This window comes from Cupriavidus sp. DF5525, assembly GCF_040149425.2.
GTDB classification, from domain to species: Bacteria; Pseudomonadota; Gammaproteobacteria; order Burkholderiales; family Burkholderiaceae; genus Cupriavidus; species Cupriavidus pickettii_A.
In genome coordinates this window covers 2,283,935-2,308,319 of sequence record NZ_CP168265.1, presented here as the reverse complement: position 1 = coordinate 2,308,319, position 24,385 = coordinate 2,283,935, and the positions used below count along the sequence as shown (strand labels likewise).

At 63.2% G+C, this 24,385-nt stretch carries 15 protein-coding genes and 3 rRNA genes; 10 read left to right on the top strand and 8 right to left on the bottom strand.

Features of this window, described 5'->3' with window-relative positions; genetic code table 11:
- Positions 1–216 precede the first annotated feature (216 nt).
- From ABNX08_RS10730 to ABNX08_RS10720, 3 genes are all read left to right on the top strand, one after another.
- A complete protein-coding gene (locus ABNX08_RS10730) occupies positions 217–1,458 on the top strand; it encodes an FAD-binding oxidoreductase (RefSeq protein WP_022535217.1) in 1,242 nt (413 codons plus the stop codon).
- A 241-nt stretch (positions 1,459–1,699) separates the two neighbouring features.
- Positions 1,700–2,023 carry a hypothetical protein gene (locus ABNX08_RS10725; protein WP_022535216.1) on the top strand — a complete coding sequence of 108 codons (324 nt, stop codon included), beginning with the start codon at positions 1,700–1,702 and terminating at the stop codon, positions 2,021–2,023.
- 176 nt (positions 2,024–2,199) lie between these two features.
- A complete protein-coding gene (locus tag ABNX08_RS10720; RefSeq protein ID WP_022535215.1) occupies positions 2,200–3,486 on the top strand; it encodes a M20/M25/M40 family metallo-hydrolase in 1,287 nt (428 codons plus the stop codon).
- Positions 3,487–3,568: 82 nt separating this feature from the next.
- Here ABNX08_RS10720 and ABNX08_RS10715 read toward each other — a convergent pair whose 3' ends face one another.
- Entirely contained in the window at positions 3,569–4,480 is a 912-nt protein-coding gene (locus ABNX08_RS10715) for a LysR family transcriptional regulator (protein ID WP_022535214.1), read from the bottom strand.
- A gap of 156 nt (positions 4,481–4,636) precedes the next feature.
- Between ABNX08_RS10715 and ABNX08_RS10710 the strand changes: the two genes are divergently transcribed.
- Both ABNX08_RS10710 and ABNX08_RS10705 read left to right on the top strand, forming a co-directional pair.
- A complete protein-coding gene (locus tag ABNX08_RS10710) occupies positions 4,637–5,593 on the top strand; it encodes a tripartite tricarboxylate transporter substrate binding protein (protein WP_374063598.1) in 957 nt (318 codons plus the stop codon).
- Positions 5,594–5,601: 8 nt separating this feature from the next.
- On the top strand, positions 5,602–6,777 hold the full coding sequence (locus ABNX08_RS10705; RefSeq protein ID WP_022535212.1) for a M20 aminoacylase family protein: 1,176 nt from the start codon (positions 5,602–5,604) through the stop codon (positions 6,775–6,777).
- On the opposite strand, the gene ABNX08_RS10700 is transcribed toward ABNX08_RS10705, so the two are convergent.
- Positions 6,774–7,997 carry a polysaccharide pyruvyl transferase family protein gene (locus tag ABNX08_RS10700; RefSeq protein ID WP_022535211.1) on the bottom strand — a complete coding sequence of 408 codons (1,224 nt, stop codon included), beginning with the start codon at positions 7,995–7,997 and terminating at the stop codon, positions 6,774–6,776. The genes ABNX08_RS10705 and ABNX08_RS10700 overlap by 4 nt on opposite strands.
- A 647-nt stretch (positions 7,998–8,644) precedes the next feature.
- On the opposite strand from ABNX08_RS10700, the gene ABNX08_RS10695 reads away from it, so the two are divergent.
- On the top strand, positions 8,645–9,232 hold the full coding sequence (locus ABNX08_RS10695) for a helix-turn-helix transcriptional regulator (RefSeq protein ID WP_022535210.1): 588 nt from the start codon (positions 8,645–8,647) through the stop codon (positions 9,230–9,232).
- A gap of 103 nt (positions 9,233–9,335) precedes the next feature.
- Here ABNX08_RS10695 and ABNX08_RS10690 read toward each other — a convergent pair whose 3' ends face one another.
- Positions 9,336–9,554, bottom strand: coding sequence for an MFS transporter (locus ABNX08_RS10690; RefSeq protein ID WP_022535209.1), 219 nt, complete (start codon positions 9,552–9,554; stop codon positions 9,336–9,338).
- 29 nt (positions 9,555–9,583) lie between these two features.
- Between ABNX08_RS10690 and ABNX08_RS10685 the strand changes: the two genes are divergently transcribed.
- On the top strand, positions 9,584–10,054 hold the full coding sequence (locus ABNX08_RS10685; protein ID WP_022535208.1) for an aldehyde dehydrogenase family protein: 471 nt from the start codon (positions 9,584–9,586) through the stop codon (positions 10,052–10,054).
- Between the two features lie 35 nt (positions 10,055–10,089).
- Here the strand turns inward: ABNX08_RS10685 and ABNX08_RS10680 are convergent, their stop codons facing one another.
- Together ABNX08_RS10680 and ABNX08_RS10675 are read right to left on the bottom strand one after the other, a co-directional pair.
- The gene (locus tag ABNX08_RS10680) at positions 10,090–12,540 is read right to left on the bottom strand and encodes an SAM-dependent methyltransferase (protein ID WP_349606025.1); all 2,451 of its coding nucleotides are present in this window, start codon (positions 12,538–12,540) and stop codon (positions 10,090–10,092) included.
- Between the two features lie 35 nt (positions 12,541–12,575).
- The gene (locus tag ABNX08_RS10675) at positions 12,576–13,349 is read right to left on the bottom strand and encodes a protein-L-isoaspartate(D-aspartate) O-methyltransferase (RefSeq protein ID WP_022535206.1); all 774 of its coding nucleotides are present in this window, start codon (positions 13,347–13,349) and stop codon (positions 12,576–12,578) included.
- 539 nt (positions 13,350–13,888) lie between these two features.
- On the opposite strand from ABNX08_RS10675, the gene ABNX08_RS10670 reads away from it, so the two are divergent.
- The 3 genes from ABNX08_RS10670 (at position 13,889) to rrf (ending at position 18,872) form a co-directional block, all read left to right on the top strand.
- A 16S ribosomal RNA gene (locus tag ABNX08_RS10670) occupies positions 13,889–15,420 on the top strand.
- A gap of 331 nt (positions 15,421–15,751) precedes the next feature.
- Positions 15,752–18,630 (top strand): 23S ribosomal RNA (locus ABNX08_RS10665).
- A 128-nt stretch (positions 18,631–18,758) separates the two neighbouring features.
- Positions 18,759–18,872 (top strand): 5S ribosomal RNA (gene rrf / locus ABNX08_RS10660).
- Together the 16S, 23S and 5S rRNA genes form the textbook arrangement of a ribosomal RNA operon.
- A 121-nt stretch (positions 18,873–18,993) precedes the next feature.
- Here rrf and ABNX08_RS10655 read toward each other — a convergent pair.
- From ABNX08_RS10655 to ABNX08_RS10645, 3 genes are read right to left on the bottom strand one after another with little or no spacing between them, the layout of a single operon-like run.
- Entirely contained in the window at positions 18,994–21,822 is a 2,829-nt protein-coding gene (locus ABNX08_RS10655; protein WP_349607190.1) for an Hsp70 family protein, read from the bottom strand.
- Positions 21,797–23,644, bottom strand: coding sequence for an Hsp70 family protein (locus ABNX08_RS10650; protein ID WP_022535204.1), 1,848 nt, complete (start codon positions 23,642–23,644; stop codon positions 21,797–21,799). The genes ABNX08_RS10655 and ABNX08_RS10650 overlap by 26 nt, the downstream gene beginning before the upstream one ends.
- Positions 23,641–24,222: a DUF2760 domain-containing protein gene (locus ABNX08_RS10645; RefSeq protein WP_022535203.1), complete on the bottom strand. Its 582-nt coding sequence runs from the start codon at positions 24,220–24,222 to the stop codon at positions 23,641–23,643. Before ABNX08_RS10645 ends, ABNX08_RS10650 begins: the two co-directional genes overlap by 4 nt.
- Positions 24,223–24,385: the final 163 nt, after the last annotated feature.

Here is a 24,385-nt window from a genome sequence, read left to right as displayed (position 1 = left end):
AGATCGGCAATCATGCGTTCAATTAATTGCTCGCACCGCATGTTCCGTCCGGCCCATCCGGCAATGCAGAATCAGGCATGGGATGCCGTTGCCTTCCCCGACCTGTTGCTTGCCATGACCCGACCGCACACGTGCCGCTCCCGCAAACCCGCATGCCGGCTTGACTTGAAATCCCGGTCGTCGCTTCGACCCTCTCTTAAAAGGCAGAATACAGGCATGACCAAGGAGATCCTGGTACTCGGCGCCGGCATGGTCGGCGTCTGCACGGCGCTGGCGCTGCGCCAGCGCGGCCACGCGGTCGTGCTGGTCGACCGGCAGGCACCCGGCAGGGAAACCTCGTATGGCAACGCCGGCATCATCCAGCGCGAAGCGGTGCAGCCCTATGCCTTTCCGCGCGAGTGGATGGCCGTGCTGCGCGTGATTACCCGCCAGGGCAACGATGTCCACTACCACCCGCTGGCGCTGGCGAGCCTGCTGCCGACGCTGGCGCGCTACTGGCGCGAATCGGCGCCCGCGCGGTATGCCGGGACGGTGACGGCCTATAGCGCACTGATCCGCCACTGCCTCACCGAGCATGAACGCCTGCTCACGCTGGCCGGCGCCCAGGACCTCGTGAGCCGGTCGGGATGGCTGCAGGGTTATCGTCGCAACTTGCCGTTCGAGCAGGCGGCGCGCAATGCCACCGAGGTGGCGCGGCTGCACGGACTCGATTGCCGGATTCTCGACAGCGCAGGGCTTGCCGCCACCGAGCCGGCGCTGCACGGGTCCATGGCCGGCGCGATCCACTGGCGCGACCCCTGGACCATCGCCGACCCCGGCGAGTTGGTGAACCGCTACGCCACGTACTTCGAAAACGAGGGCGGCACCATCCGCCGGGGCGATGCCACCACGCTGAAGCAAACGGGCACCGGCTGGACCGTGGCCACCGACGACGGGCCGCTCACGGCGGCCCATGCGGTGATCGCGCTCGGGCCTTGGGCTCCGGCTTTGACCCGGCCGCTCGGCTACCGTTTTCCGCTGTTCGTGAAGCGCGGATACCACCGCCACTACGCAGCCGATCCGATGCCGAAACTGCCGCTGCTCGATGCCGAGAACGGCCTGATGCTGGCGCCCATGAAGCGCGGCCTGCGCCTGACCACGGGTGCCGAATTCGCGCACCACGAAGCGCCGGCGACGCCCGTCCAGTTGCTGCGGGCCGAACGCTACGCCAGCGAACTGGTGCGGCTTGGCGAACCGGTCGAAGCTACGCCGTGGCTGGGGGCCAGACCTTGCGTCGCGGACATGCGCCCCATCGTGGGCAGGGCGCCGCGCCATCCCGGTTTGTGGTTCAACTTCGGGCATGCGCACCAGGGCTTCACGCTGGGCCCGGCCACGGCGCGACTGCTCGCCGAACTGATAGACGAGGAGGTGCCCTATATCGATGCTTTGCCGTACGACCCGATCCGCTTCGGGGGCTGAGACGGGATCAGGCCGTCGCCTGGCATTGGTTGTTGCATGCAAGCGGACAGGATGACGAGCGCAGAGGGCGCAGATGGCGCGGAGGGGCTTCGGACAGGGCGATTCCTTGATACGCTGGAGCTTGTTGAGCCGGTATCTTGCCTGCAGCGCCCCACGGTGACGCTTCTGGCACAGCAAGTTCCGGCAACGCTTCTGACATAGGCCTGGAGTACTGCAGGCTGGCGCGGCTGAAGGAGTCATCATGCAAGAGCTTGCCTTTCGCACCATGCTGTATCGCTACTTCTTTTTCGGCTGGCTGTTCCGGGACGCCAGCCGCGGCAACCTGCTCGAGCGCTCGGTTGCCTGGCGTTTCAACCAGGCGCACGCGCACTGGCTGCTGACTTATATGCGACGGTGGCTCTGGTGCGGCCTGTTCTTCTACGCACTGGGTGGCGCGGTCGAACTGATGCTATGCGCGCCAGGGCTGTCTGCGCTGTTCTACGTGCCCTGCGCGCTCAGCGTGCCGGTCAATGTCGTCATCGGTGTGCTGTGGGTCGGTCTGAAGGCGCTTCCGGGGCCGTTGTGAGGTAAGGCTGTTCGACGCGGGGGAGCAACAGGCGTCCCCTTGGCTGCGGCGCCTGCCATAGCGCGTCACCCGCCGACGCGCTATGCTCGCGGAGTGCAGCATCAGCCGCGTTGGGGGCATTGTTCAAAGCCCCGGCATTCCCCCTCCACAACCCGCAACCCCCGGAGACCTTGTCCATGCCTCGCCGTATCTCCCTTAGCGCCACCAGTCTGTTCATCGCCTGCGCCACGCTTGCCGGTACCGCGGCTGCCGCCCCGGTCGAACCGGTTCACCAGCTCGCGCAACAGGAGAAGCCTGCACTCATCGCGACCCTGAAAGACCTGGTGTCGATCGAGTCCGGCAGCAAGGACATCGAAGGGCTGGACCGCATCGCCACGCTGATCCGCGACCGGCTGGCGGCACTGGGCGCCACCGAAGCCAAGCTGGTCGAGCCCGCCGAAATCTACCGGATGGAAGACACGCCCAAGCAGGTGGGCAAGATGGTGATGGCGCAGTTCAAGGGCAGCGGCAAGCGCAACGTCATGCTGATCGCCCATATGGACACCGTGTACCTGCGTGGCATGCTGGCCCAGCAGCCCTTCCGCATCGAGGGTGACCGCGCCTACGGGCTGGGCATCGCCGACGACAAGAACGGCGTGGCCGTGATCCTGCACACCATCGCCATCCTGCAGAAGATGAAGTTCAAGGACTACGGCACGCTGACGGTGCTGATCAACGGCGACGAGGAAATCAGCTCGCCCGGTGCGCGCGCCGTGCTGAGCCGGCTGGGCGCGCAGCAGGATGCCGTGTTCTCGTGCGAGGCCAGCCGCGTCAACGGCGACCGCCTGTCGCTGGCGACCAGCGGCATCGGCTCGATCTATCTCACGGTGCAGGGCAAGGCGTCGCACGCGGGCAGTGCGCCGGAGCAGGGCCGCAATGCGCTCTATGAACTGTCGCACCAGGTCCTGCAGATGCGCGACCTGTCCAATCCGGCCACCGGCCTCAAGGTCAACTGGACCGTCTCCTCGTCCGGCACCAATCGCAACGTGATCCCGGCCACCGCTAGCGCGCAGGCAGACGTACGCGTGCTGCGCACCGCTGACTACGATAGCCTTGAGAAAACGCTGCAGGAACGCATCCGCAAGCAGCTGATTCCCGACACCAAGGTGGAAGTGAAATTCGAGCGCCGCCGTCCGCCGCTCGAGGTAACCGACGCGGCACGCAAGCTCGCCGCGCATGCGCAGGGCGTCTATGCCGAGATCGGCGAAACGCTCCAGGTCCATGACACCGCGGAGGGCGGTGGCACTGACGCGGCCTTTGCCGCTGCGGCCACCAAAGCGCCGGTGATCGAACGCTTCGGGCTGCGCGGGTTCGGCGCCCACTCCAACGATGCCGAGTATGTCGACCTGAACTCGGTCACGCCGAGGCTGTACCTGTTGACGCGGATGATCATGGATGTGTCGCAGGAGAAGACCGGGCGGTGAGAGGAAGGGCGATAGCCCTTCCTTTCGAGGGACTTGTGCCACCAGTTTCCAACCTCTATTCCGGAGCCGGCGAAAGGTGGCACTAGTCCCGCAAATGCTCATCCACGAATCTGCGGAACAACTCCATGCTTGGCGCCTCAGTGCGCCCTGCAAGCGTGAAAAAGGCATAGCGTGGCCCGTCGTCGACCGCCGGCGTGGTGACCAGCTCGCATAGTTTCCCTTCGGCAAATTCCGCACGCACCGCCGCGACGATGCTGAACAGGATCGCGTCGGAATCCAGCACAGCTTCGACCAGGCTCCGGACATTCTCGCACCTGAGGCTCAGGCAATGCTCCGGATCGGCTCGCGGCCCGAAGCGCTTCACCAGGCTGCGTGCGACTTCCGTGCTGAGTGGGGCGGAAGCCAGCGGATATCGCATGACATCGTCGAACGTTATGGCGTTGCCGCCGGCGGCCTGTTGCAGAAGCGGATGTCCTGTGCGGCAGATAAAACGACCTTGCAACGCGTTAAGCAGTTCGTGGCGAAGGTCCGTGGCTGGCGCCACGCTGCTCACCTCCACGATGACGGCATCAAGCGAACGCTGACGCAGCTGGATCATCAGCGCATCGGAAGTGCCAAGCGACACGCTGACCTGTATGCCGGGATGGTGCCTGGCCATGTATCGGAGAAACGGCGTCGCCAGCACGGCGCCCGGCCCCGCGCCCAGGCCGACGCGGATGGCTCCCAGGTTGTGATGGTGGAATAGTTCGACGCTGCGGTGCAGCTCGGCTTCCTCGAACACGATACGCCGGGCCCGGTTTGCAATCAGCTCCCCCAATGGCGTCAGCACATTGCGCTTGCCGTGCCGGTCGATCAGACGGCCTCCCAGTTCGTCCTCCAGCGTCTGGATGCTCCGGCTCAGCGCGGACTGGGTCAGGTGCAGGCGTTGCGCCGCCTGGCTGAAGGACGCCATATCCGCCACCATCAGCAGATGCTTAAGATGTTTGAGATGCATTACGCACTTTGGTATGAGATTTTTGAATAAATTTTAGACTAATAATGCATTGGACACATCGTCGATGGCGTTTTACGATCCGATTCCACAAAAACACGCACTGAGGAGACAGCCATGACCCGATTCAAGAACGTTGGCCGCCGCTGGCTGGGCGGCATGGTTGCAGGACTGCTTTTTACCGGCCTGGCGCCGGCCCACGGCTTTCCTGACAGGCCGGTAACGCTGATGGTGCCTTTCCCGGCGGGCGGCCTCTCCGACGTGGTTGCGCGGAACCTGAACGCGCCGCTCTCCCGGCAGTTCGGGCAGCCGGTCATTGTCGAGAACCTTGGGGGAGCTGGTGGAGCAATTGCCGCCCAGAAGGTCCTGCACGCACCGGCCGACGGCCATTTGCTATTGCAGGCAGGGCCTGGCGAGCTCATTACTACCCCGCTGGCCAATGCGGCAATCAAATTCAGGAGCGAGGATTTCCGGCTGGTGCATATGGTCGGCGCTGTCGATCTTGCGATCCTGGTGCGCAGGGATCTGCCGGTAAAGGATGTCGACGAACTGGCCGCCTATGCCGCGCAGGCAGCCAAGGCTGGCAAGCCGCTGACGTATGCGAGCGTGGGTGTCGGCTCGCTGTATCACCTGCTCGGGGCACATATGTCCCAGACCATCGGCGTACCGATGACACACGTCCCCTACAAGGGCGGTGCGCCGGTCATCCAGGACCTCGTGGGCGGGATCATCGACATTTTTATCTCGCCGTTTGGCAAGCCCGACATTGAACGCATGCGTAGCGGTCAGGTCAGGATGCTGGCCGTGCTATCTCCGACGCGCCTGGATGCCGTGAAATCGGTGCCCAGCGTGAATGAGAGCAAGGCACTGCGGGGCTTCAATTACGCGACCTGGGCCGGCGTATTCGTGAAAAAGGACACCGCAGAGCCGGTCGTGCAAGCGCTGCACAAAGCCATTGTGCAGACGCTGGCGGATCCCGCCGTGCGCGCCAGCCTTGACGCGGCGAACCTGCCGGCATCCAGGCCAGTGTCGCTGGCGGAGAGCCAGAAGGCGTATCAGCAAAGCATCGAACAGTACCGCGGCATTGCCCGTGCCATTGGCCTGCAACCGCAGTAAGGACGCGCATGCATCCCATCCTGGCCGCGCTGAAGCACAGCGCAGACGAATTCGTCGCAGTCCGGCACGACCTGCACCGGCATCCTGAACTCGGCTTCGAAGAGCATCGCACCAGCGAAATCGTGGCTAGCCTGCTTGGCGAATGGGGCTATGAGGTCGAGCGTGGACTGGGCACGACGGGTGTCGTCGGCCGCCTGCGGCGCGGCACAGGCAAGCGGCGCCTCGGCATCCGGGCCGACATGGATGCCCTGCCGATGAGCGAGGTCACGGGGCTGCCCTATGCAAGCTGCCATCCGGGTGTGATGCACGCCTGCGGGCATGATGGCCATACGGCCATGCTCCTTTGCGCGGCAAGGTACCTGGCCCGGCACGGTAGTTTCAGCGGCACCTTGAACCTCATCTTCCAGCCGGCCGAGGAAGGGCTGGGCGGCGCAAAGAAGATGATGGAGGGCGGGCTGTTCGAAAAGTATCCTTGCGATGCCGTCTTTGCCATGCACAACGTACCCGGCACGCGCGCGGGCCGATTGCTGCTGCGCGACGGACCCGCCCAGGCTTCCGCTGACAACGTGACCATCACGCTGGAAGGCGTCGGCGGACATGGGGCGATTCCCCACGACGCCGTCGACCCTGTCGTGGCAGGCGCAGCGATCGTGATGGGCTTGCAGACGATTGTGGCGCGCAATGTCGATCCGTTGAAAACGGCTGTCATTACCGTAGGGGCGTTCCAGGCCGGTACCGTCGCCAATATCATTCCCGCGCACGCCGTGCTGAGGCTGAGTGTGCGCGCATTGGACCGCAGCGTGCGTGAACTGCTCGAACAGCGCATCAAAGACCTGGTATCCGCACAGGCGCAAAGCTATGGCGTGAAAGCGCAGGTCGATTATCAGCGTGGCTACCCGGTACTTGTGAACACAAGGGCTGAGACGGAATTTGCGCATCAGGTCGCGCTAGAACTGCTGGGTCCAGAACATGTCAATGGCCAAGCGTCGCCCATTGCCGCCAGTGAGGATTTTGCGTTCATGCTGGAGTCGGTGCCTGGCTGCTATCTGTGGATTGGCAATGGCGAAGCAGGCAAGGCAGGAGGCTGCAGCGTGCACAATCCTGCTTACGACTTCAATGACGGAAACATTCCTGTGGGCGCGGCATATTGGGCCCTTTTATGCGAGCGTTTCCTGGTGGCTTAGCTGTCGCGGACCGCGCTGAAGCTGTCCCGAAAGGCCTTGGCCAATCCCCGGGCCAGGTCTTCGCGCTGCGCAGTCCCGGTTGCCAAGGCGATGTCCATGCCGGCGGCAAGCTCCTGCACGGGCACCGCCGCCGGCGCTCCGGCCGAGCCCCAGGTCGCGGCAAAGGCAGCCTGCTTGCTCTGCGCAAGCGCCTGCCCGGGCCGCAGCACGCCCAACCGGGGCAGGGCGAACGCGCCCGCAACGATGCTGCCATGCAGGCTGCTGCCGGCGAAACCGCGGCTGTGCGCGATCAGCGCGCAGATATCCCACAGGTTGAGCGAGCCAAACACTGCGATGGGGGTGTCTCGCAGTCGTGCCGCGAGGCGCCGGTAGCAGCCAAGGTCATCGTGCCAGGGCGCCGCGCCGGCGCGGAACAGCACCACGCCGAGGTCTCTGGCCCGGGACACACGTTCAAGCTGGGAGGCAAGCTGCGCAAGCGTTTCATCATCGCCAAAGTCGGCACTGAACTGCACCGCGAGATATCCACGCGGAAAGCGCGAGACCACCCCCGCGAGCTCGCCATGGCGGGCGCGTTGCCGGATGCGATCGCCGAACAGCTCGGCCACCATCACGGCCGGGTCGGGTTCCAGGCGGCAGTCAATGCCATTGGCCGCCAGCATGGCCCGGGTCTGCTGCTCCCTGACGCCAACGCAAGTGCCCGATTTGAGCTTGGCCACCACCTCGTCGCGCATGGCTGGCTCAACCTGTTCAAGCGCGATGCCGCCTACGCCGTGGTAAATCACTCGCCCCGCCTTGGCAAAGATGCCGGCCTGCAGCAGATAGGGGGCGAGGTCCGGCATCCCCAGCACCTCGCGCGCCCAGGCGGCCCGCTCCAGCGGCCGTGCATCGAGCTGCGCCACGACGTCGCGAGCCCGCTCGGGTGACAGCAGCATCACGGCCGCTTCCCACGCATTGCAGGTCAGGGTCTCGCCTCCGACATGAATGATATCGACGGCGGTGTTGCCGAGGCTGGCCGCCAGTCGCTCCATTGCATGCACGCGATGGCCCCCCAGGGCTGTCAGATTGCGTTCGGCCAGGCCGCCGTAACGGAGGCCGGGCCGGGCGATCAGGCGTGCGATGACATGAGGCAGCAGCAGGTCGCCAAAGTTATGGCGGTCAAAGGCGCCGAACAGGATAGCGGGACAGTCGGCGCTTCGCGAAGCATTCTCAGCGGCGCTCATGCTTCCTTCAGCTGCAAGGCTGGCATTGGCAGTGTGTTGGATCTGAGGGGCCTGGATTGCCGGGTATTGCGGCCTCCGGAAATTCTCGCACTGATTTGCGCGTCTTGAGCAGCGGCGAAGAGCCGTTACGGAAAAAGTGGGAGGACCAGGCGTGCGTCGAAGGTGCTGGCCACTGGGTCTCGCGGCGGCGTTGCGCGGTCCCCGCTGACAGAGGCCGCACTGCCACCTCTGTCAGCGGGCCGGGCCGCTCCCCTTCCTGACCTCGACGACCCCTCCCTTGCGAGAGGCAGGCAATGTGGAGGCATTTCGATCATTTGCCCCAACTCGCGTTGGCTACGGATTTGGAAGCCCCGGGCGGGGCCTTTGTTGTGTGATCGAAGCAGCGGGCAAATGATGGCCAAGATCCTATCGAAATGGCGCAAAAGGTAATACCCTGCTAATCAGCAGGGTGCTCTTGAAGGCGCGCGGGCATTGGCGGCGACTGGGGATGGTTTTGCGGCGTTGCAAGCCGGAAACAGTGCTACCGATGCCATTGCTGTACATGCGCTGGAGAGTGGTCTAGTCTTCACTTTGCCCCGGTCGCGTTCGGTTGCATCCGGTCGACGTGTCCATTCAATTCACCAGCATCGGGATTTTCTCGGCCTGCCATGAGTATCGAGATCGGAAAAGACATCACTGAAGTCGCGGACCATTTGCTGGACGCCGTGTTCCTGGTCGATACGAGCGGCCGCATCCAGTATGTCAGCGCCGCCTGCGAAGGCATATTTGGCTATGTGCCGAGGGATATGACGGGCGAATTCATCATCGATCTGGTCATGGCGGCGGACCGGGACAGGACCATCATCGAGGCCAAGCAGGTCATGTCCGGGAAGAAGCGGGTCGGTTTTGAAAACCGCTATCGCCACAAGGACGGCAGCGCCGTCCATATCATGTGGTCGGCCGGATGGCTCCAGTCGGAGCGGCTGCGCGTCGGGGTGGCGCGCGATATCACGGCGCTGAGGAAAAAAAGCGTGCTTGACCTCGGGCTGGCGCTGTCTTCCGTTCCGTTGGCGCCCCACGAGCAGAAAGTCTTGCGGCTGCTGTTGACCGACGCCTCGGAAAAGCAGATTGCCCAGCGCCTCGGCCTGGCCGTTTCCACGACCCATTCTTATGTGACCGGCATCTTCCGGAAGTTCGGCGTCAGGGGCCGTGCCGGGCTAATGAGCCTGTGGCTGGAAAACCTGACCAGGGATTAGCCGTAGTAGCGAGGGCCCGACCATAGACTTGCGATGCGCTTCCCGGGGTCCGCGACGGGGCACGCTAGCCGCGGTCCGGTCCGGCGCCGCGGCATTGTCTGGTCTAGTCCAGGGCTTTCCCCTTCGTTTCCGGCATGAAGGCATACACCAGGAACCCCACCGCGCAGACCGCGGCGACATAGACCCAGCTGTACTCCGACAATCCCGCCTTCGACATCGAGGTCATGATGTACGGCAACGTGCCACCGAACAATGTCACCGAGATAGCATAGGGCAGCGCCACGCCGGTCGCGCGCACCTCCGAGGGGAACTGCTCGGCCATGACGCGGCGAAGTCATCAACTATTGCCCGATGACGACCCGGGCCCAGTTTGAGAAGGTCCAGGAAAGCTTCGACTCGGCCCGCCGTGTCGGGCTCGTACCGGCCATTGGGGGGCGTGTGGCACAGGGCCCGGAGATGGGGAAGGGCTGGTTCATCGAACCGACCGTCTACCTGGGCGTGAGCCATGACATGGAGATCGCGCGCGAGGAGATCTTCGGGCCGGTGCTTTGTGTCATCAAGTTCGAGGACGAGGCGGACGCCATCCGCATCGCCAACGACTCCGACTATGGGCTGGCGGCCGGCATCTGGAGCCGCGATATCGGTCGTGTCCATCGCGTCGCCGGCGCGCTGGAGGCCGGTCGCATTGTCGTGAACGAGTACAGCGGCGGTTTTGTGCAAACGCCATGCGGCGGCTTCAAGCAAAGCGGCTACGGGCGCGAGCAGGGCGTGGAGGCGCTCGCGCACTACACGCAGCTGAAATCCGTGATCATTCGCCTGTAGCGTCATTGGGATGGCGCCTCACCTCGGCCCGCGATTCATGGGCAGGCAAGCGCGGCGGCAGCGTACAGGAGCAGGGCCACCAGTACCACCGCGGTGAATCCGACATGGATCGCGACCAGCGTGGCAAGCACCGCCGCCACCACCGAGGCGCAGGCGTTGATGCCCCATGCCCAGGGCACCAGCGTTTCGTCGTGGGCTGCCACACGCGCCAGACCGAGCGGGAACGGCATTCCCATCAGGAACGCCAGCGGGGCGATCAGCAGCACCGAGATGGCAATCCTGGCCGGATCCGGTAACGCGATCAGCAGCCGGAAGACCGTCGGCAGCGCCACAAGGTAGACCAGCGAGGCCACGCAGATGCCGCTGACGGCCAGCGCCGCCTGCCGCCTGCCGCGGTGATCGCCGCCGCGGGCAGGCATGCGCTGGGAATACCGGCTCCCCAATCCCGCAAAGCAGAGAAAGGCGCACAGCACAACCGCGACCGCATAGAGCGGGTGGCTCAGGAACAGGATGAATTTCTGGACGAAGGCGATCTCCACGAACATGAAGCCAAGGCCGACCGCCAGGAAGTAGAAGCCGAATCGCCATTCGGGCGGCTGGTGCACCGCTGCGCCATTGCCGCCAGGCCCCCTGGCGGGCTGCGGGCCAGGGCGGCGCCGCAGGATCCGGAGCGGGACCACGATCAGCAGCAATGCCGCGGCGGTGGCTTGCAGCAGCGTTGCCACCAGCACCGGATAGCCCCATTCCAGCAAGGGCAGGCCGCCCTGCGCCTTCAGCGACAGCAGTTCAGGCAGCGTGCGCCATTTGAAGAAATGGAAGAAGTACGGCCTGTCATCGGTAGCTGGCCGCACGTCGAATTTATAGCGGGACAGGAACTGGTCGCGATTGGGGCCGAGCAAGGCCTGTGTGGCGTCGTAGAAGTAGGGCTTGTCGAGCACGTTGTAGCGATTCGCCTGATCGGGCTGGATGCCGGGATAGTATTCGACGTCGAACGAGCGCGTGCGGCAGAAGTCGCGCAGGGCGGCAAGGTCCGCCGCATCGAACTCCCCGTTCTTGACGACCAGCGTGGCCGTCTTCCAGCCACGGACCAGCGCCAGCCGCCGCGACGGCTCCGGCACGCCCGCGCCTTCCATGGCCGCCACGGCGGTAGCGAGCAGTTTGGGCATGTCACGGGGTGGCAGCGTGACCCAGCGCGTGATCGCCAGCAGGCCGCCGGGCCGAAGATGGCGCAGGTAGCCCTGGAAGGCTTCCACGGTGTAGAGATAGCTCTCGGAGAGCGCATACAGTCCCGCCGACGAAGTGCTGAAGGAATCCAGCAGGGCCACCTGGATGAGGTCGTAGCGTTCCGTGCTGGCCGCCAGGAATCCGCGCGCCTCGCCGGCAAAGACACGCACGCCGGGCGCACTGTACGGCTTGCCGGAGAACGCAGCGAAGCGGCCCTGCACCAGTTCGATCACCTGCGGATTCAGCTCCACGGCATCGACCGCGCTGGCCCGGTGATAGATTGCCTGCAAGACGTCCGCCCCCGCACCGCTGCCCAGGACCAGCACCTTGGGGCCTCGCAGGAGGTGATAGGGCAGGGCAGAGGTGAGGTCGCCCAGGTAGGCAAGCGGTTCACGCCGGCCGTCATAGCGGCTGAGCGCGCTGAGCCCGTCGCCATCGGTAAACACGGCCAGTTGCGGCGGCGGCTCCAGGCTTGCATTGAGGCTCAGCCCGGGCGCGTGCCGCAACGGGATCGAGGGGCTCTCCACCACCGTGACCAAGCCGAGGGGACTCGACCGTTCCGCCACCACGCGCGCGTTGCCGATGCGCAGGGTCTGGCTCAGCTCCTTGTACTCGGACGGCCGCAGCGCAATCCAGTCGCCTGGCACGCCGGCCGGCACGATTGCCACCGACAGCAGCAGCGCCGGCAGCCAGGGCCGATGCCAGCGGCATTCAACGCTTGCCAGTGCGGCCGCCGCCATGCCCGCCGTGCTGACCAGCCGCAGTGCATCGACCGGGCTCAGCACGAACAGCGCCACGATGATGCCCAGGCAGCCCAGCCCGGCGCCAAGGATGTCAAAGCTGTAGATGCGGTGAACCTGCTCGTTGAAGCGGGAAAAACACAGGCAGACACTCGTGGCGGCGCAAAAGAACGGCACGAACAGCAGCAGGTAGAGCAGCAGCAAGCGCAGCGGCTGTGACGACTCCCACAGGATTTCCAAAGGATTGAACGCTACGTGCTGGGCGAGCGCGAAGCAGGCCATCGCGCCAACGCCGAACAGCAGGGCGCCGCCAGCGAAAGCCGGCATGAAATGGCGGATCAGCGTTCGCTGCGCCAGTGCCACCAGCGCACCCGCCGCCCCGTAGCCCAGCAGCGCCACGCTGATCATCATGTAAGCGAAGTGATGCCACTGGATGATGGAGAGCAGCCGCATCAGCAGGATTTCATAGCCAAGCGCGGCGGCAGAGAGCAAGGCCAGGGCGAGTAGTGGCGGTCGTGGCATGGCGCAGGCTGGCACGGCCGATGTGCCGCGATGCCTTAATGCTTGCCAACCAGCGGCACGAACCTGACCGGCAGGATCTGCCTGGTGGAAACGCTGCCGTCCCCGGACTTCTCGACCAGCAGCAAATACTGCGTCAGGAACTGCGCGCCCACCGGGATCACCATCCGGCCGCCCGGCTTCAGTTGCCGGATCAGCGGTGGCGGCACATGGCTGGCCGCCGCGGTGACGATGATGGCGTCATAGGGCGCGTGCTCGTCCCAGCCGTAGTAGCCGTCGCCCACCTTGCAGGCTACCTGCCGGTAGGCCAGCCGCTTCAGGCGGTCGCAGGCCTGCCGCCCCAGCGGTTCGATGATCTCGATCGTGTACACCGCGCGCGCCAGCCCCGCCAGCACCGCCGCCTGATAGCCCGAGCCGGTGCCGATCTCGAGCACGGCGTCGCCAGGCTTGACCATCATCAGGTCTGTCATCAGGGCAACGATATAGGGCTGCGAAATCGTCTGGCCATGGCCGATGGGCAGCGGCCGGTTCTCATAGGCGTACAACTTCTGCTGGTCCGGCACAAACTCGTGGCGAGGCACTTGCCCCATCACCGCCATCACGCGCGGGTCGAGCGCATGCCTGCCGCTCTGGGCCCCGGCGGCTGCAGCGACCACGGCGATCTCCTTGACCATCTCGGCGCGCTGTGGGGCCAGGGCGTCGGCGGCGGCAGCGGTCGAGCAGAGCCAGGCAAGGGCCAGGCTGGCGATCGGGATAAGGAGAAGGGGTGCTGACTGCGTCACGGGTGGGGCAGGCCAAGTGCTTACCGTCATCGTAGGTCACGAAAGCACCCCACGTAACACGCCGACTCCGCCCATTCGATTCCCGCGGCAAGGCCTTGCGCACCTAAGTGACAAAAGAGGCTCTTGCAAGCCCGTTCAGAAAAAAACTTGCAAGTCCGGCATCAAGGCATTAGTATTCGCCCCCTCCCGCCGCACAAGCAGAGCTGCAAGTCAGGTGGGGGAAAATGGTTGCAGGGATTTACTTGGGTAAGCAGCCCTTACCGAAGAAAAAGAAGTTTCTCGAAAACAGTTGCTTTATCGCAGAAAACTCTTTAAGATCTCTCTTCTTCGCTGCTGACAAAGCAGCGACGCGACAAGCAAAGCGAATCGCGACAGGCTCTTTAACAAACAAACACCGATAAGTGTGGGCGCTTGATAACGGATGCGGAAGACTTCGGTCTTTTAGCTTGCAAGTTATAAAGTGCTCGCACAGCAAAACGTGACTGGATCTTCGGATCTGGTCAGTCAGTTTTCTGAGAGTGAGCGACCGCTCGAAAGAGCGAGGGCCCGCGAGGGTCCACACAGAGATTGAACTGAAGAGTTTGATCCTGGCTCAGATTGAACGCTGGCGGCATGCCTTACACATGCAAGTCGAACGGCAGCACGGGCTTCGGCCTGGTGGCGAGTGGCGAACGGGTGAGTAATACATCGGAACGTGCCCTGTAGTGGGGGATAACTAGTCGAAAGATTAGCTAATACCGCATACGACCTGAGGGTGAAAGCGGGGGACCGCAAGGCCTCGCGCTACAGGAGCGGCCGATGTCTGATTAGCTAGTTGGTGGGGTAAGAGCCTACCAAGGCGACGATCAGTAGCTGGTCTGAGAGGACGATCAGCCACACTGGGACTGAGACACGGCCCAGACTCCTACGGGAGGCAGCAGTGGGGAATTTTGGACAATGGGGGCAACCCTGATCCAGCAATGCCGCGTGTGTGAAGAAGGCCTTCGGGTTGTAAAGCACTTTTGTCCGGAAAGAAATGGCCTGGGATAATACCCCGGGTCGATGACGGTACCGGAAGAATAAGCACCGGCTAACTACGTGCCAGCAGCCGCGGTAATACGTAGGGTGCGAGCGTTAATCGGAATTACTGGGCGTAAAGCGTGCGCAGGCGGTTTTGTAAGACAGGCGTGAAATCCCCGAGCTTAACTTGGGAATGGCGCTTGTGACTGCAAGGCTAGAGTATGTCAGAGGGGGGTAGAATTCCACGTGTAGCAGTGAAATGCGTAGAGATGTGGAGGAATACCGATGGCGAAGGCAGCCCCCTGGGACGTCACTGACGCTCATGCACGAAAGCGTGGGGAGCAAACAGGATTAGATACCCTGGTAGTCCACGCCCTAAACGATGTCAACTAGTTGTTGGGGATTCATTTCTTCAGTAACGTAGCTAACGCGTGAAGTTGACCGCCTGGGGAGTACGGTCGCAAGATTAAAACTCAAAGGAATTGACGGGGACCCGCACAAGCGGTGGATGATGTGGATTAATTCGATGCAACGCGAAAAACCTTACCTACCCTTGACATGCCACTAACGAAGCAGAGATGCATTAGGTGCCCGAAAGGGAAAGTGGACACAGGTGCTGCATGGCTGTCGTCAGCTCGTGTCGTGAGATGTTGGGTTAAGTCCCGCAACGAGCGCAACCCTTGTCTTTAGTTGCTACGCAAGAGCACTCTAGAGAGACTGCCGGTGACAAACCGGAGGAAGGTGGGGATGACGTCAAGTCCTCATGGCCCTTATGGGTAGGGCTTCACACGTCATACAATGGTGCGTACAGAGGGTTGCCAACCCGCGAGGGGGAGCCAATCCCAGAAAACGCATCGTAGTCCGGATCGTAGTCTGCAACTCGACTACGTGAAGCTGGAATCGCTAGTAATCGCGGATCAGCATGCCGCGGTGAATACGTTCCCGGGTCTTGTACACACCGCCCGTCACACCATGGGAGTGGGTTTTGCCAGAAGTAGTTAGCCTAACCGCAAGGAGGGCGATTACCACGGCAGGGTTCATGACTGGGGTGAAGTCGTAACAAGGTAGCCGTATCGGAAGGTGCGGCTGGATCACCTCCTTTCAGAGCGTGCATCCGAAGTTGAGCGTTCACACTTATCGGTAGTTTGTGGTTAAGGCCAGGCTGGTTGGCCAAATGGAAGCACTCGGCGAACGAGTGCTTCCATTTGGCATTGCCAAGCGATCTAACGATCGGCTGTTCTTTAACAATATGGGATGTAGTAAAGGTGTCGCGCGAGCGTTGATGAGACGCTGCAGTACCAACGCGATACCGGGTTGTGATTGTATCAACCAAAATGTATTTAAGTGATCGAAAGATGACTTGGAATACGGCACAAATGCGAGAACTCATCCTGTAGCGAGGTCTTCGAGCGATCGAGACACACTCGTTATAGGGTCAAGCGAACAAGTGCATGTGGTGGATGCCTTGGCGATCACAGGCGATGAAGGACGCGGTAGCCTGCGAAAAGCTTCGGGGAGCTGGCAAACAAGCTTTGATCCGGAGATGTCCGAATGGGGAAACCCGGCCCGTATGGGTCATCCCACACTGAATTCATAGGTGTGGGAAGCGAACGCGGCGAACTGAAACATCTAAGTAGCTGCAGGAACAGAAATCAACCGAGATTCCCAGAGTAGTGGCGAACGAAATGGGAACAGCCTTGTACTCTTTAGCAGCATTGTTAGCAGAACGGGATGGAAAGCCCGGCCCTAGCAGGTGATAGCCCTGTATGCGAAAACAGCGTTGTGGAACTAGGTGTACGACAAGTAGGGCGGGACACGTGAAATCCTGTCTGAAGATGGGGGGACCATCCTCCAAGGCTAAATACTCGTGATCGACCGATAGTGAACCAGTACCGTGAGGGAAAGGCGAAAAGAACCCCGGGAGGGGAGTGAAATAGATCCTGAAACCGCATGCATACAAACAGTCGGAGCCTGGCAACGGGTGACGGCGTACCTTTTGTATAATGGGTCAGCGACTTACATTCAGTGGCAAGCTTAACCGATTAGGGAAGGCGTAGCGAAAGCGAGTCCGAACAGGGCGTTGAGTCGCTGGGTGTAGACCCGAAACCAGATGATCTATCCATGGCCAGGTTGAAGGTGCGGTAACACGTACTGGAGGACCGAACCCACTAACGTTGAAAAGTTAGGGGATGAGCTGTGGATAGGGGTGAAAGGCTAAACAAATCTGGAAATAGCTGGTTCTCTCCGAAAACTATTTAGGTAGTGCCTCGTGTCTCACCTTCGGGGGTAGAGCACTGTCATGGTTGGGGGGTCTATTGCTGATTACCCCGCCATAGCAAACTCCGAATACCGAAGAGTGCAATCACGGGAGACAGACATCGGGTGCTAACGTCCGGTGTCAAGAGGGAAACAACCCAGACCGCCAGCTAAGGTCCCCAAGATTGGCTAAGTGGGAAACGAAGTGGGAAGGCTAAAACAGTCAGGAGGTTGGCTTAGAAGCAGCCACCCTTTAAAGAAAGCGTAATAGCTCACTGATCGAGTCGTCCTGCGCGGAAGATGTAACGGGGCTAAGCCAGTCACCGAAGCTGCGGACGCACGCAAGTGCGTGGTAGGAGAGCGTTCTGTAAGCCTGTGAAGGTGTCTTGTAAAGGATGCTGGAGGTATCAGAAGTGCGAATGCTGACATGAGTAGCGATAAAGGGGGTGAAAGGCCCCCTCGCCGTAAGCCCAAGGTTTCCTACGCAACGTTCATCGGCGTAGGGTGAGTCGGCCCCTAAGGCGAGGCAGAGATGCGTAGCTGATGGGAAGCAGGTTAATATTCCTGCACCGTCGTATGATGCGATGGGGGGACGGATCGCGGAAGGTTGTCCGGGTGTTGGAAGTCCCGGTCCCTGCATTGGAGAAGGCGCTCAGGCAAATCCGGGCGCGGAATTCAAGGATGTGGGGCGAGCGGCCTAGTGCTGCGAAGCAATTGGAAGTGGTTCCAAGAAAAGCCTCTAAGCTTCAGTCATACGAGACCGTACCGCAAACCGACACAGGTGGGCGAGATGAGTATTCTAAGGCGCTTGAGAGAACTCGGGAGAAGGAACTCGGCAAATTGGTACCGTAACTTCGGGATAAGGTACGCCCTGGTAGCTTGACTGGCCTGCGCCAGAAGGGTGACGGGGTTGCAATAAAATGGTGGCTGCGACTGTTTAATAAAAACACAGCACTCTGCAAACACGAAAGTGGACGTATAGGGTGTGACGCCTGCCCGGTGCCGGAAGATTAAATGATGGGGTGCAAGCTCTTGATTGAAGTCCCGGTAAACGGCGGCCGTAACTATAACGGTCCTAAGGTAGCGAAATTCCTTGTCGGGTAAGTTCCGACCTGCACGAATGGCGTAACGATGGCCACACTGTCTCCTCCCGAGACTCAGCGAAGTTGAAGTGTTTGTGATGATGCAATCTCCCCGCGGCTAGACGGAAAGACCCCATGAACCTTTACTGTAGCTTTGCATTGGACTTTGAACCGATCTGTGTAGGATAGGTGGGAGGCTTTGAAGCGTGGACGCTAGTTCACGTGGAGCCGTCCTTGAAATACCACCCTGGTTTGTTTGAGGTTCTAACCTTGGCCCGTGAATCCGGGTCGGGGACAGTGCATGGTAGGCAGTTTGACTGGGGCGGTCTCCTCCCAAAGTGTAACGGAGGAGTTCGAAGGTACGCTTGGTACGGTCGGACATCGTACCTAAAGTGCAATGGCAAAAGCGTGCTTAACTGCGAGACCGACAAGTCGAGCAGGTGCGAAAGCAGGACATAGTGATCCGGTGGTTCTGAATGGAAGGGCCATCGCTCAACGGATAAAAGGTACTCTGGGGATAACAGGCTGATACCGCCCAAGAGTTCATATCGACGGCGGTGTTTGGCACCTCGATGTCGGCTCATCTCATCCTGGGGCTGTAGCCGGTCCCAAGGGTATGGCTGTTCGCCATTTAAAGAGGTACGTGAGCTGGGTTTAAAACGTCGTGAGACAGTTTGGTCCCTATCTGCCGTGGGCGTTGGAATCTTGACGGGGGCTGCTCCTAGTACGAGAGGACCGGAGTGGACGTACCGCTGGTGTACCTGTTGTCTCGCCAGAGGCATCGCAGGGTAGCTATGTACGGAAGAGATAACCGCTGAAAGCATCTAAGCGGGAAACTCGCCTGAAGATGAGGATTCCCTGGAGGCTTGACCTCCTTGAAGGGTCGTTCGAGACCAGGACGTTGATAGGCTGGGTGTGGAAGCGCAGTAATGCGTTAAGCTAACCAGTACTAATTGCCCGTAAGGCTTGATCCTATAACCAGTGTGTTTTACCTGGTATGTGTGATCGCGACTGTGCCGAAACAGTTGACACAAGACGCACAACCCCAACTACATCCCTATTCGCAGCGTTGGCCTCAACCCCAGCGTTGCAACCCCTTATGCCTGGTGACCATAGCGAGTTGGAACCACCCCTTCCCATCCCGAACAGGTCCGTGAAACGACTCCGCGCCGATGATAGTGCGGATTACCCGTGTGAAAGTAGGTCATCGCCAGGCTCTTATACCGCAAAACCCCTCGACAGCTGATGCTGCGAGGGGTTTTGTCTTTGGCGGTTCAATCCAGACGGGCCTGAGTCGCCAAGACTCAGAACGCCGCTGTCAGTAATCCGTTCTGGTTTTACACCGCGATCAGTTTGAGGCCGGCGGGCAGCGCCTCCCCAAATACCCGGCCTTCGTCGGCTGCATCGAGTTCCACGGCCTCGCGCACCATGGCGATCCAGCTCTGCGGCGCGTTGGCGGCTTCGAGCCGTCGCACGACAGCCGACCGAATCTCGTCAGGCAGGTCCCTGCTGCGATCGCCGGTCATGCGCGCGATCTGCACGGCGGCGAACGCGGCCGGCTCGACCTTTTTCCAGTCGAGCGCAAGAATCGTCTCCACCCATTGCGCGGCGATATCGGCTGGCACAACGCTGTGCGCGCTGCCATAGAATGGCCGGCGCGCCCCGATGCGGCCCACGGCCCACCAGCCCTGACTGTTCTCCGAAGGCTTGCGCAGACGTGCCAGCAGCCATTCGGCGAGCTCGATCTTGGATTCGGTGGTGATGCGCTCCAGGGAGCCGGCAAGGCGCACCATATCGGCATATCCAGACCTGGCGGGCCCGGCGGGCTTCTTGTAGCGGGTGCTGCCGGGTGGCTGCAGGTAGAAGGCCATCTCTTCCAGCAGGCGCAGTTGCGCGCTCTCGTCCAGGCCGCCTGCCGCGCGCCGCCACAGCGTCCACCACTCCGACCAGTTCTGGCTTTCGTTGACATACTGGATGCCCTGGTCGTACAGCGACCAGAGTTGCTCGACGCGCCATTCGTCGAGCGGGTAGCCGAATCCCGGGCGCACGCAATAGCCGGCCAGGTTCAGCCACAGGCGTTCATGGTCGGCAGTGCGGCGCCGCCGCTTCGAGCGCTCCCAGAATGCGCCGAACAGCTCGCGCAGCAGGGCGCTGTCCCACTGCTCGCGCGCGCCCAGCAGCTGCTCAAGTTGCGCACGCAGCCGCTTGACCTCCTTGGGACCGACGTCCTGCGAGCGGGCGCCAAAGGTGCGGTCGATCGCCTCGAGAGCTTGTCGCAGGGAAGGGTGTGCCGTATCCGTCGCGGGCGCCGCCGCCTGGGCGTCGTTGCCGCGCAGCTGGAATTCGAGGCGCCATCGTTGCGAGGCATCCGCAATGTTGATGCAGTGGACCTCGAGCGTACCGACCTCGGTCAGCGAGGTGGTGATCTGCACCGGCGTTTCCCGGGGGCCGCTGGCGCCGCGCGGCTGCACCACGGTCGCGATCGGCGGCAGGCGAATGAAATCGCCCGTCGACAGATCGGTCAGTTGACCCGGTTGATAGGCCGTGTCGGCGACGGAGGAAACCAGGTGGAATTGCACCGGATGCCCGAGCCGCAAGGCGAAGGTACGATCGCTGAGGTGGATCTCGTGGCCTTCTTCAGTGCCCCGTGGCAGCAGGCAGATTCCTTGCTGCGCCGATGCGCCATCGTCGAGAACCAGAAAGTAGCTGCGCGGCGAGCCGCCGCCGATGCGCGGGGCCTGGCCGGTACGCGCCCGCGCATACGCCACCGCGCCGCGCGCAACGGCGACGTCGGGATCGTCGTTGTGCAGGACATGCAGCGGCGCTCCGCGCCACGTGCCTAGCGTGTCAGCGATGCGATCCGCCAGGGCTTCGGCCCGGAACACGCCGCCGTTGAGGAGCAGCGTGTCGGGCATCGGCAGGGAACCGGCCTGCGCCTGCTGTGCATCCAGCGCCGCTCGCGACTGCGCGGCGTGCTGGCCCAGGAAGGCCGCAACGTGCCGGGTAACGCCCGGGTCGGCCGCATACGGCAGGCCAAACTCGACAATGGCGCCCCGTGCGCGCCCCGGCCTCTCGCCGGACGGCACCTTGGGGAAGAAGCCGTCGACGACGAGCTGTTCAACCTCCTGCCGCGTCACTTCCACCGAGCGTGCGCCGCCGATCAGCCTGGAGCCCGCGCCCAGCAGCGTCACCGTGACCGAGTCCGGTGCCTGCGCGCTGAGCAGTTGTTCCTTGGCGGCGCGGCAGCGCGCGACGAGTTGGGACAGGCTGGCCGCCGACAGCCGCGCCTGTGCGGCGCCCCCTGGCCCGAGACGCGCTTCGACAAGATGCGCCAGTGCCAGATCCATGTTGTCGCCGCCGAGCATCAGGTGGTTGCCCACGCCGATGCGGGTCAGCTGCGGCTGCCCGTCCTGCATTTCCACCCGGATCAGGGTGAGGTCAGTGGTGCCGCCGCCCACGTCGCAGATCAGCACCAGGCGTGTTTGCGCCAGGTCCGCGTCCAGCGTCCGGCGATGATGGAACAGCCAGTCGTAGAGCGCGGCTTGCGGCTCTTCGAGCAGGCGCAGGGCGGGCAGCCCGGCCAGGCGCGCCGCCTCCAGCGTCAGCGCGCGCGCGCCTTCGTCAAAGGAGGCGGGCACGGTGAGCACCACGTCTTGCGCTTCGAGCGGCGCATCGGGAAACCGGTGGTTCCATGCCGCACACACGTAGCCCAGGTAGCTGGCGCTGGCGACGACTGGCGAGATCTTGTCGACCTCGTCGTGTCCGCCCCAGGGCAGGATGGCCGCGGTCCGGTCGACCGAAGCGTGCGACAGCCAGCTTTTTGCGCTGGCCACGAGCCTGCCGGGCACCTGCGCGCCGAGCGTGGCCGCAAGGCGGCCGAACACGGTCCGGCGCGCGGCGGCGCTGGCGGCGGATTGCCAGGGCAACTGCAGGTCATCGCCGCTGAGCTCGCCCGGCGCCGCATGGTAACGCACCGAGGGCAGCAGGGGACGGGCTGCGACCTCACCCGGGCTGACCAGCTGATCGATATCGAAGACGCGGATATCGTCGGACCCGGCCTTTGCATAGGCGACCACCGTATTGCTGGTGCCGAGGTCGATGCCGACGACATATTGCTTCATCGTCGGCCGGGTCGCTGGTTCAGGCATCGGCGTTGCCGCGCACATCGAACTCGACCTTCCAGCGCTCGCCGTTGCCGCGGGGCACGGCCTCGAGTTCCAGCGTGCCGGCCTCGGTCACGCGCGCATGCAGCCTGACCGGTACCACTTCGCCTGCCGTTCGCCCTTCGGCTGGCAGGGTCGCCTGGATTTCCTCGAGCTCCTGCAATTCCTCCGGCCCCCAGAAATCGAGCAGGGTGCCGACCTGGTCCTGGCGGCGCACCGACGAGCCGAAGAAGCGGAAGTGCACGGGCTCGCCCACTACCAGGCCGAATTCCTGTGGCGGCAGCGCGGCCTCGGTCCCTTCCTCCATGCCGAACGGCGCCACACACAAGGCTTGTATCGGTGGCTCGAAGCCAGGCACGGCAGGCATCGACGACTCCACGGCAATATAGTAGGACCGCGCTGTGCCGCCACGAATCCGCACCCCCTGGCCGCGCCGAACGTAGCCGTAATAGGCGGCGCCGCGTGCCACCGCCAGGTCCAGCTCGGCGCCGTCAAGCAGGCGTGCCGGTGCGGCGCCTTCCGCGGCGAGCCAGCCATTGAGTGCCTGCAGGATGCGGTCCACCAGCAGGCCCGACTTGAACACGCCGCCATTGAAGAGGACTGCGGTCGGGTGGAGGAAGGTCGCGGCTTCCGGCTGCGTGCCTTGAAAGCCTTCAAGTTCGGCCAGCGCCGCCACCTGGCGGCCCAGGAACGCGGCCAGATGCCGCGTGATGGCCGCGTCCTGCGCATAGGGCAGGCCGAGCTGCGTCAGGCCGGCGCGTGCCCGGCTCACCGGACGGGCCGAGGCCTCCACTTGCGGGAAAAACCCTTCCAGGATGGTCTGGGTCAGTTCGGTGCGGGTCAGGTCCGTGCGGATCGAGCCGCCGATGAGCTTGGAGCCCCGGCTCGGCACAACCAGGGGCACGGTATCGGTCTCCGGGTCGGTGAGCAGCGTTTCCTTGGCCGCGCGGCAGGCATAGGTCAGCGCGCGCAGTTGCCACGGATCCGCCTGCGTGCCCTGGGCCGCCAGCTTGCGCGCCACCACGTGGGCAAGCGCCAGGTCCATGTTGTCGCCGCCGAGCAGGATATGGTCGCCCACGGCGACACGGTGCAGTTCAAGATTGCCTTCGCGTTCGATGACGGCGATCAGCGAAAGGTCGGTGGTGCCGCCCCCGACATCCACGACCAGAATGATGTCGCCGACCTTTACCTGCTTGCGCCAGTGGCCATCGCTTTTCTGGATCCAGCTGTATAGCGCGGCCTGGGGTTCCTCGAGCAGGGTCATGCGGGCATACCCGGCCGCGGCGGCCGCCTCGGCCGTCAGTTCCCGTGCAGCCGGGTCGAAGGAGGCGGGAATCGTCACGGTGACGTCCTGCTCGCCAAACGGCGCTTCGGGGTGGGCCTGGTCCCAGGCTTCACGCAGATGCGTGAGATAGCGCACGGAAGCCTCGAGCGGCGAAACGCGCGGGACTTCAGGCGGCGCGTCGTTGGGCAGGATCGGCGAGCGGCGGTCGACGCCGGGATGGCAAAGCCAGCTCTTCGCGCTCGACACCAGGCGGATCGGCGTGGCCGCGCCGCGGCTGCGCGCCAGCTCGCCCACCGCGAAGTCGCGCTCGGCGTTCCACGGCAGCCCAAGGTCGCCCGGGGCGAGTTCGCTGGCGTGCGGCAGGTACAGGAAGGAGGGCAGCAGGTCGAGATCTTCGATGGCCCCCGGCGCGGTCAACTGCGCGATGGGCAGGACGCGCTGGCTGGTCTTCTCGCCATCGCTGGCGGTCAGGTCCACATAGGAAACGGCGCTGTGGGTGGTACCCAGGTCAATGCCGATGGAATAACGTGCTTCGCTCATAGCTCTACCTCGGCGGGGGCAATCACGGTGGCGTCATGGCGTTCGGCCAGACGGGGCAGGCGGACTTCCTCGACCTTCCAGCCGCGGTGGCTGATGCTGCCATGGAACGGCGCGCTGCCTACCACGTTGCCGGTCAGGCGGATGGCGCTCGGGTCGAAGCCGTCGGCCAGCGTCACCCGGCTGCCCTCGCTTTCCTCGCGCACCGGCCGGATGGTGAAATGCTCGCGCAGCACTGCGCGGCAGCCATCGTGCACCAGGCGGGCGGCGGCACCGATCTCCGTGTCGGAATAGCCCGCGATGTCTTCCTCGACGAAGTCGACGAAACGTGCGTCGCGCTGGAGCAGTCCCAGCAGCTGCAGGGCCGCCACCGGGCTCGCTTCTTTCAGCGCGGGTGCGACAGCTTCCGCTACGGGGGCTGGGGCCGGTGCGGGTGCCGATACCGGTGCCGCCGGGGCAAATCCCTCGCCGTCACGGAGGCGCTTTACGCCGGCTGCGATTTCGCGGTTGCCCAGGATGGTGAAGAAGGTGCCCACGGCAAGCGAGACCCTGCCGAAAAAAGATAGGTTCGAGTCAGTCATGGAAGAGCTCCTGTGTGCATTGTTGCAGGACGAGCTGTCCCCTTGCTATGCCGGATAACAGATGGGGCCCGCAGGGCCATGCGATGCGGAATCCGGGGCGCAAACCGGGCGTCGGCCGCTTTGTTCCTGGCCGGTCGGGCCTGTCAGCTTCGGATTTTGCACT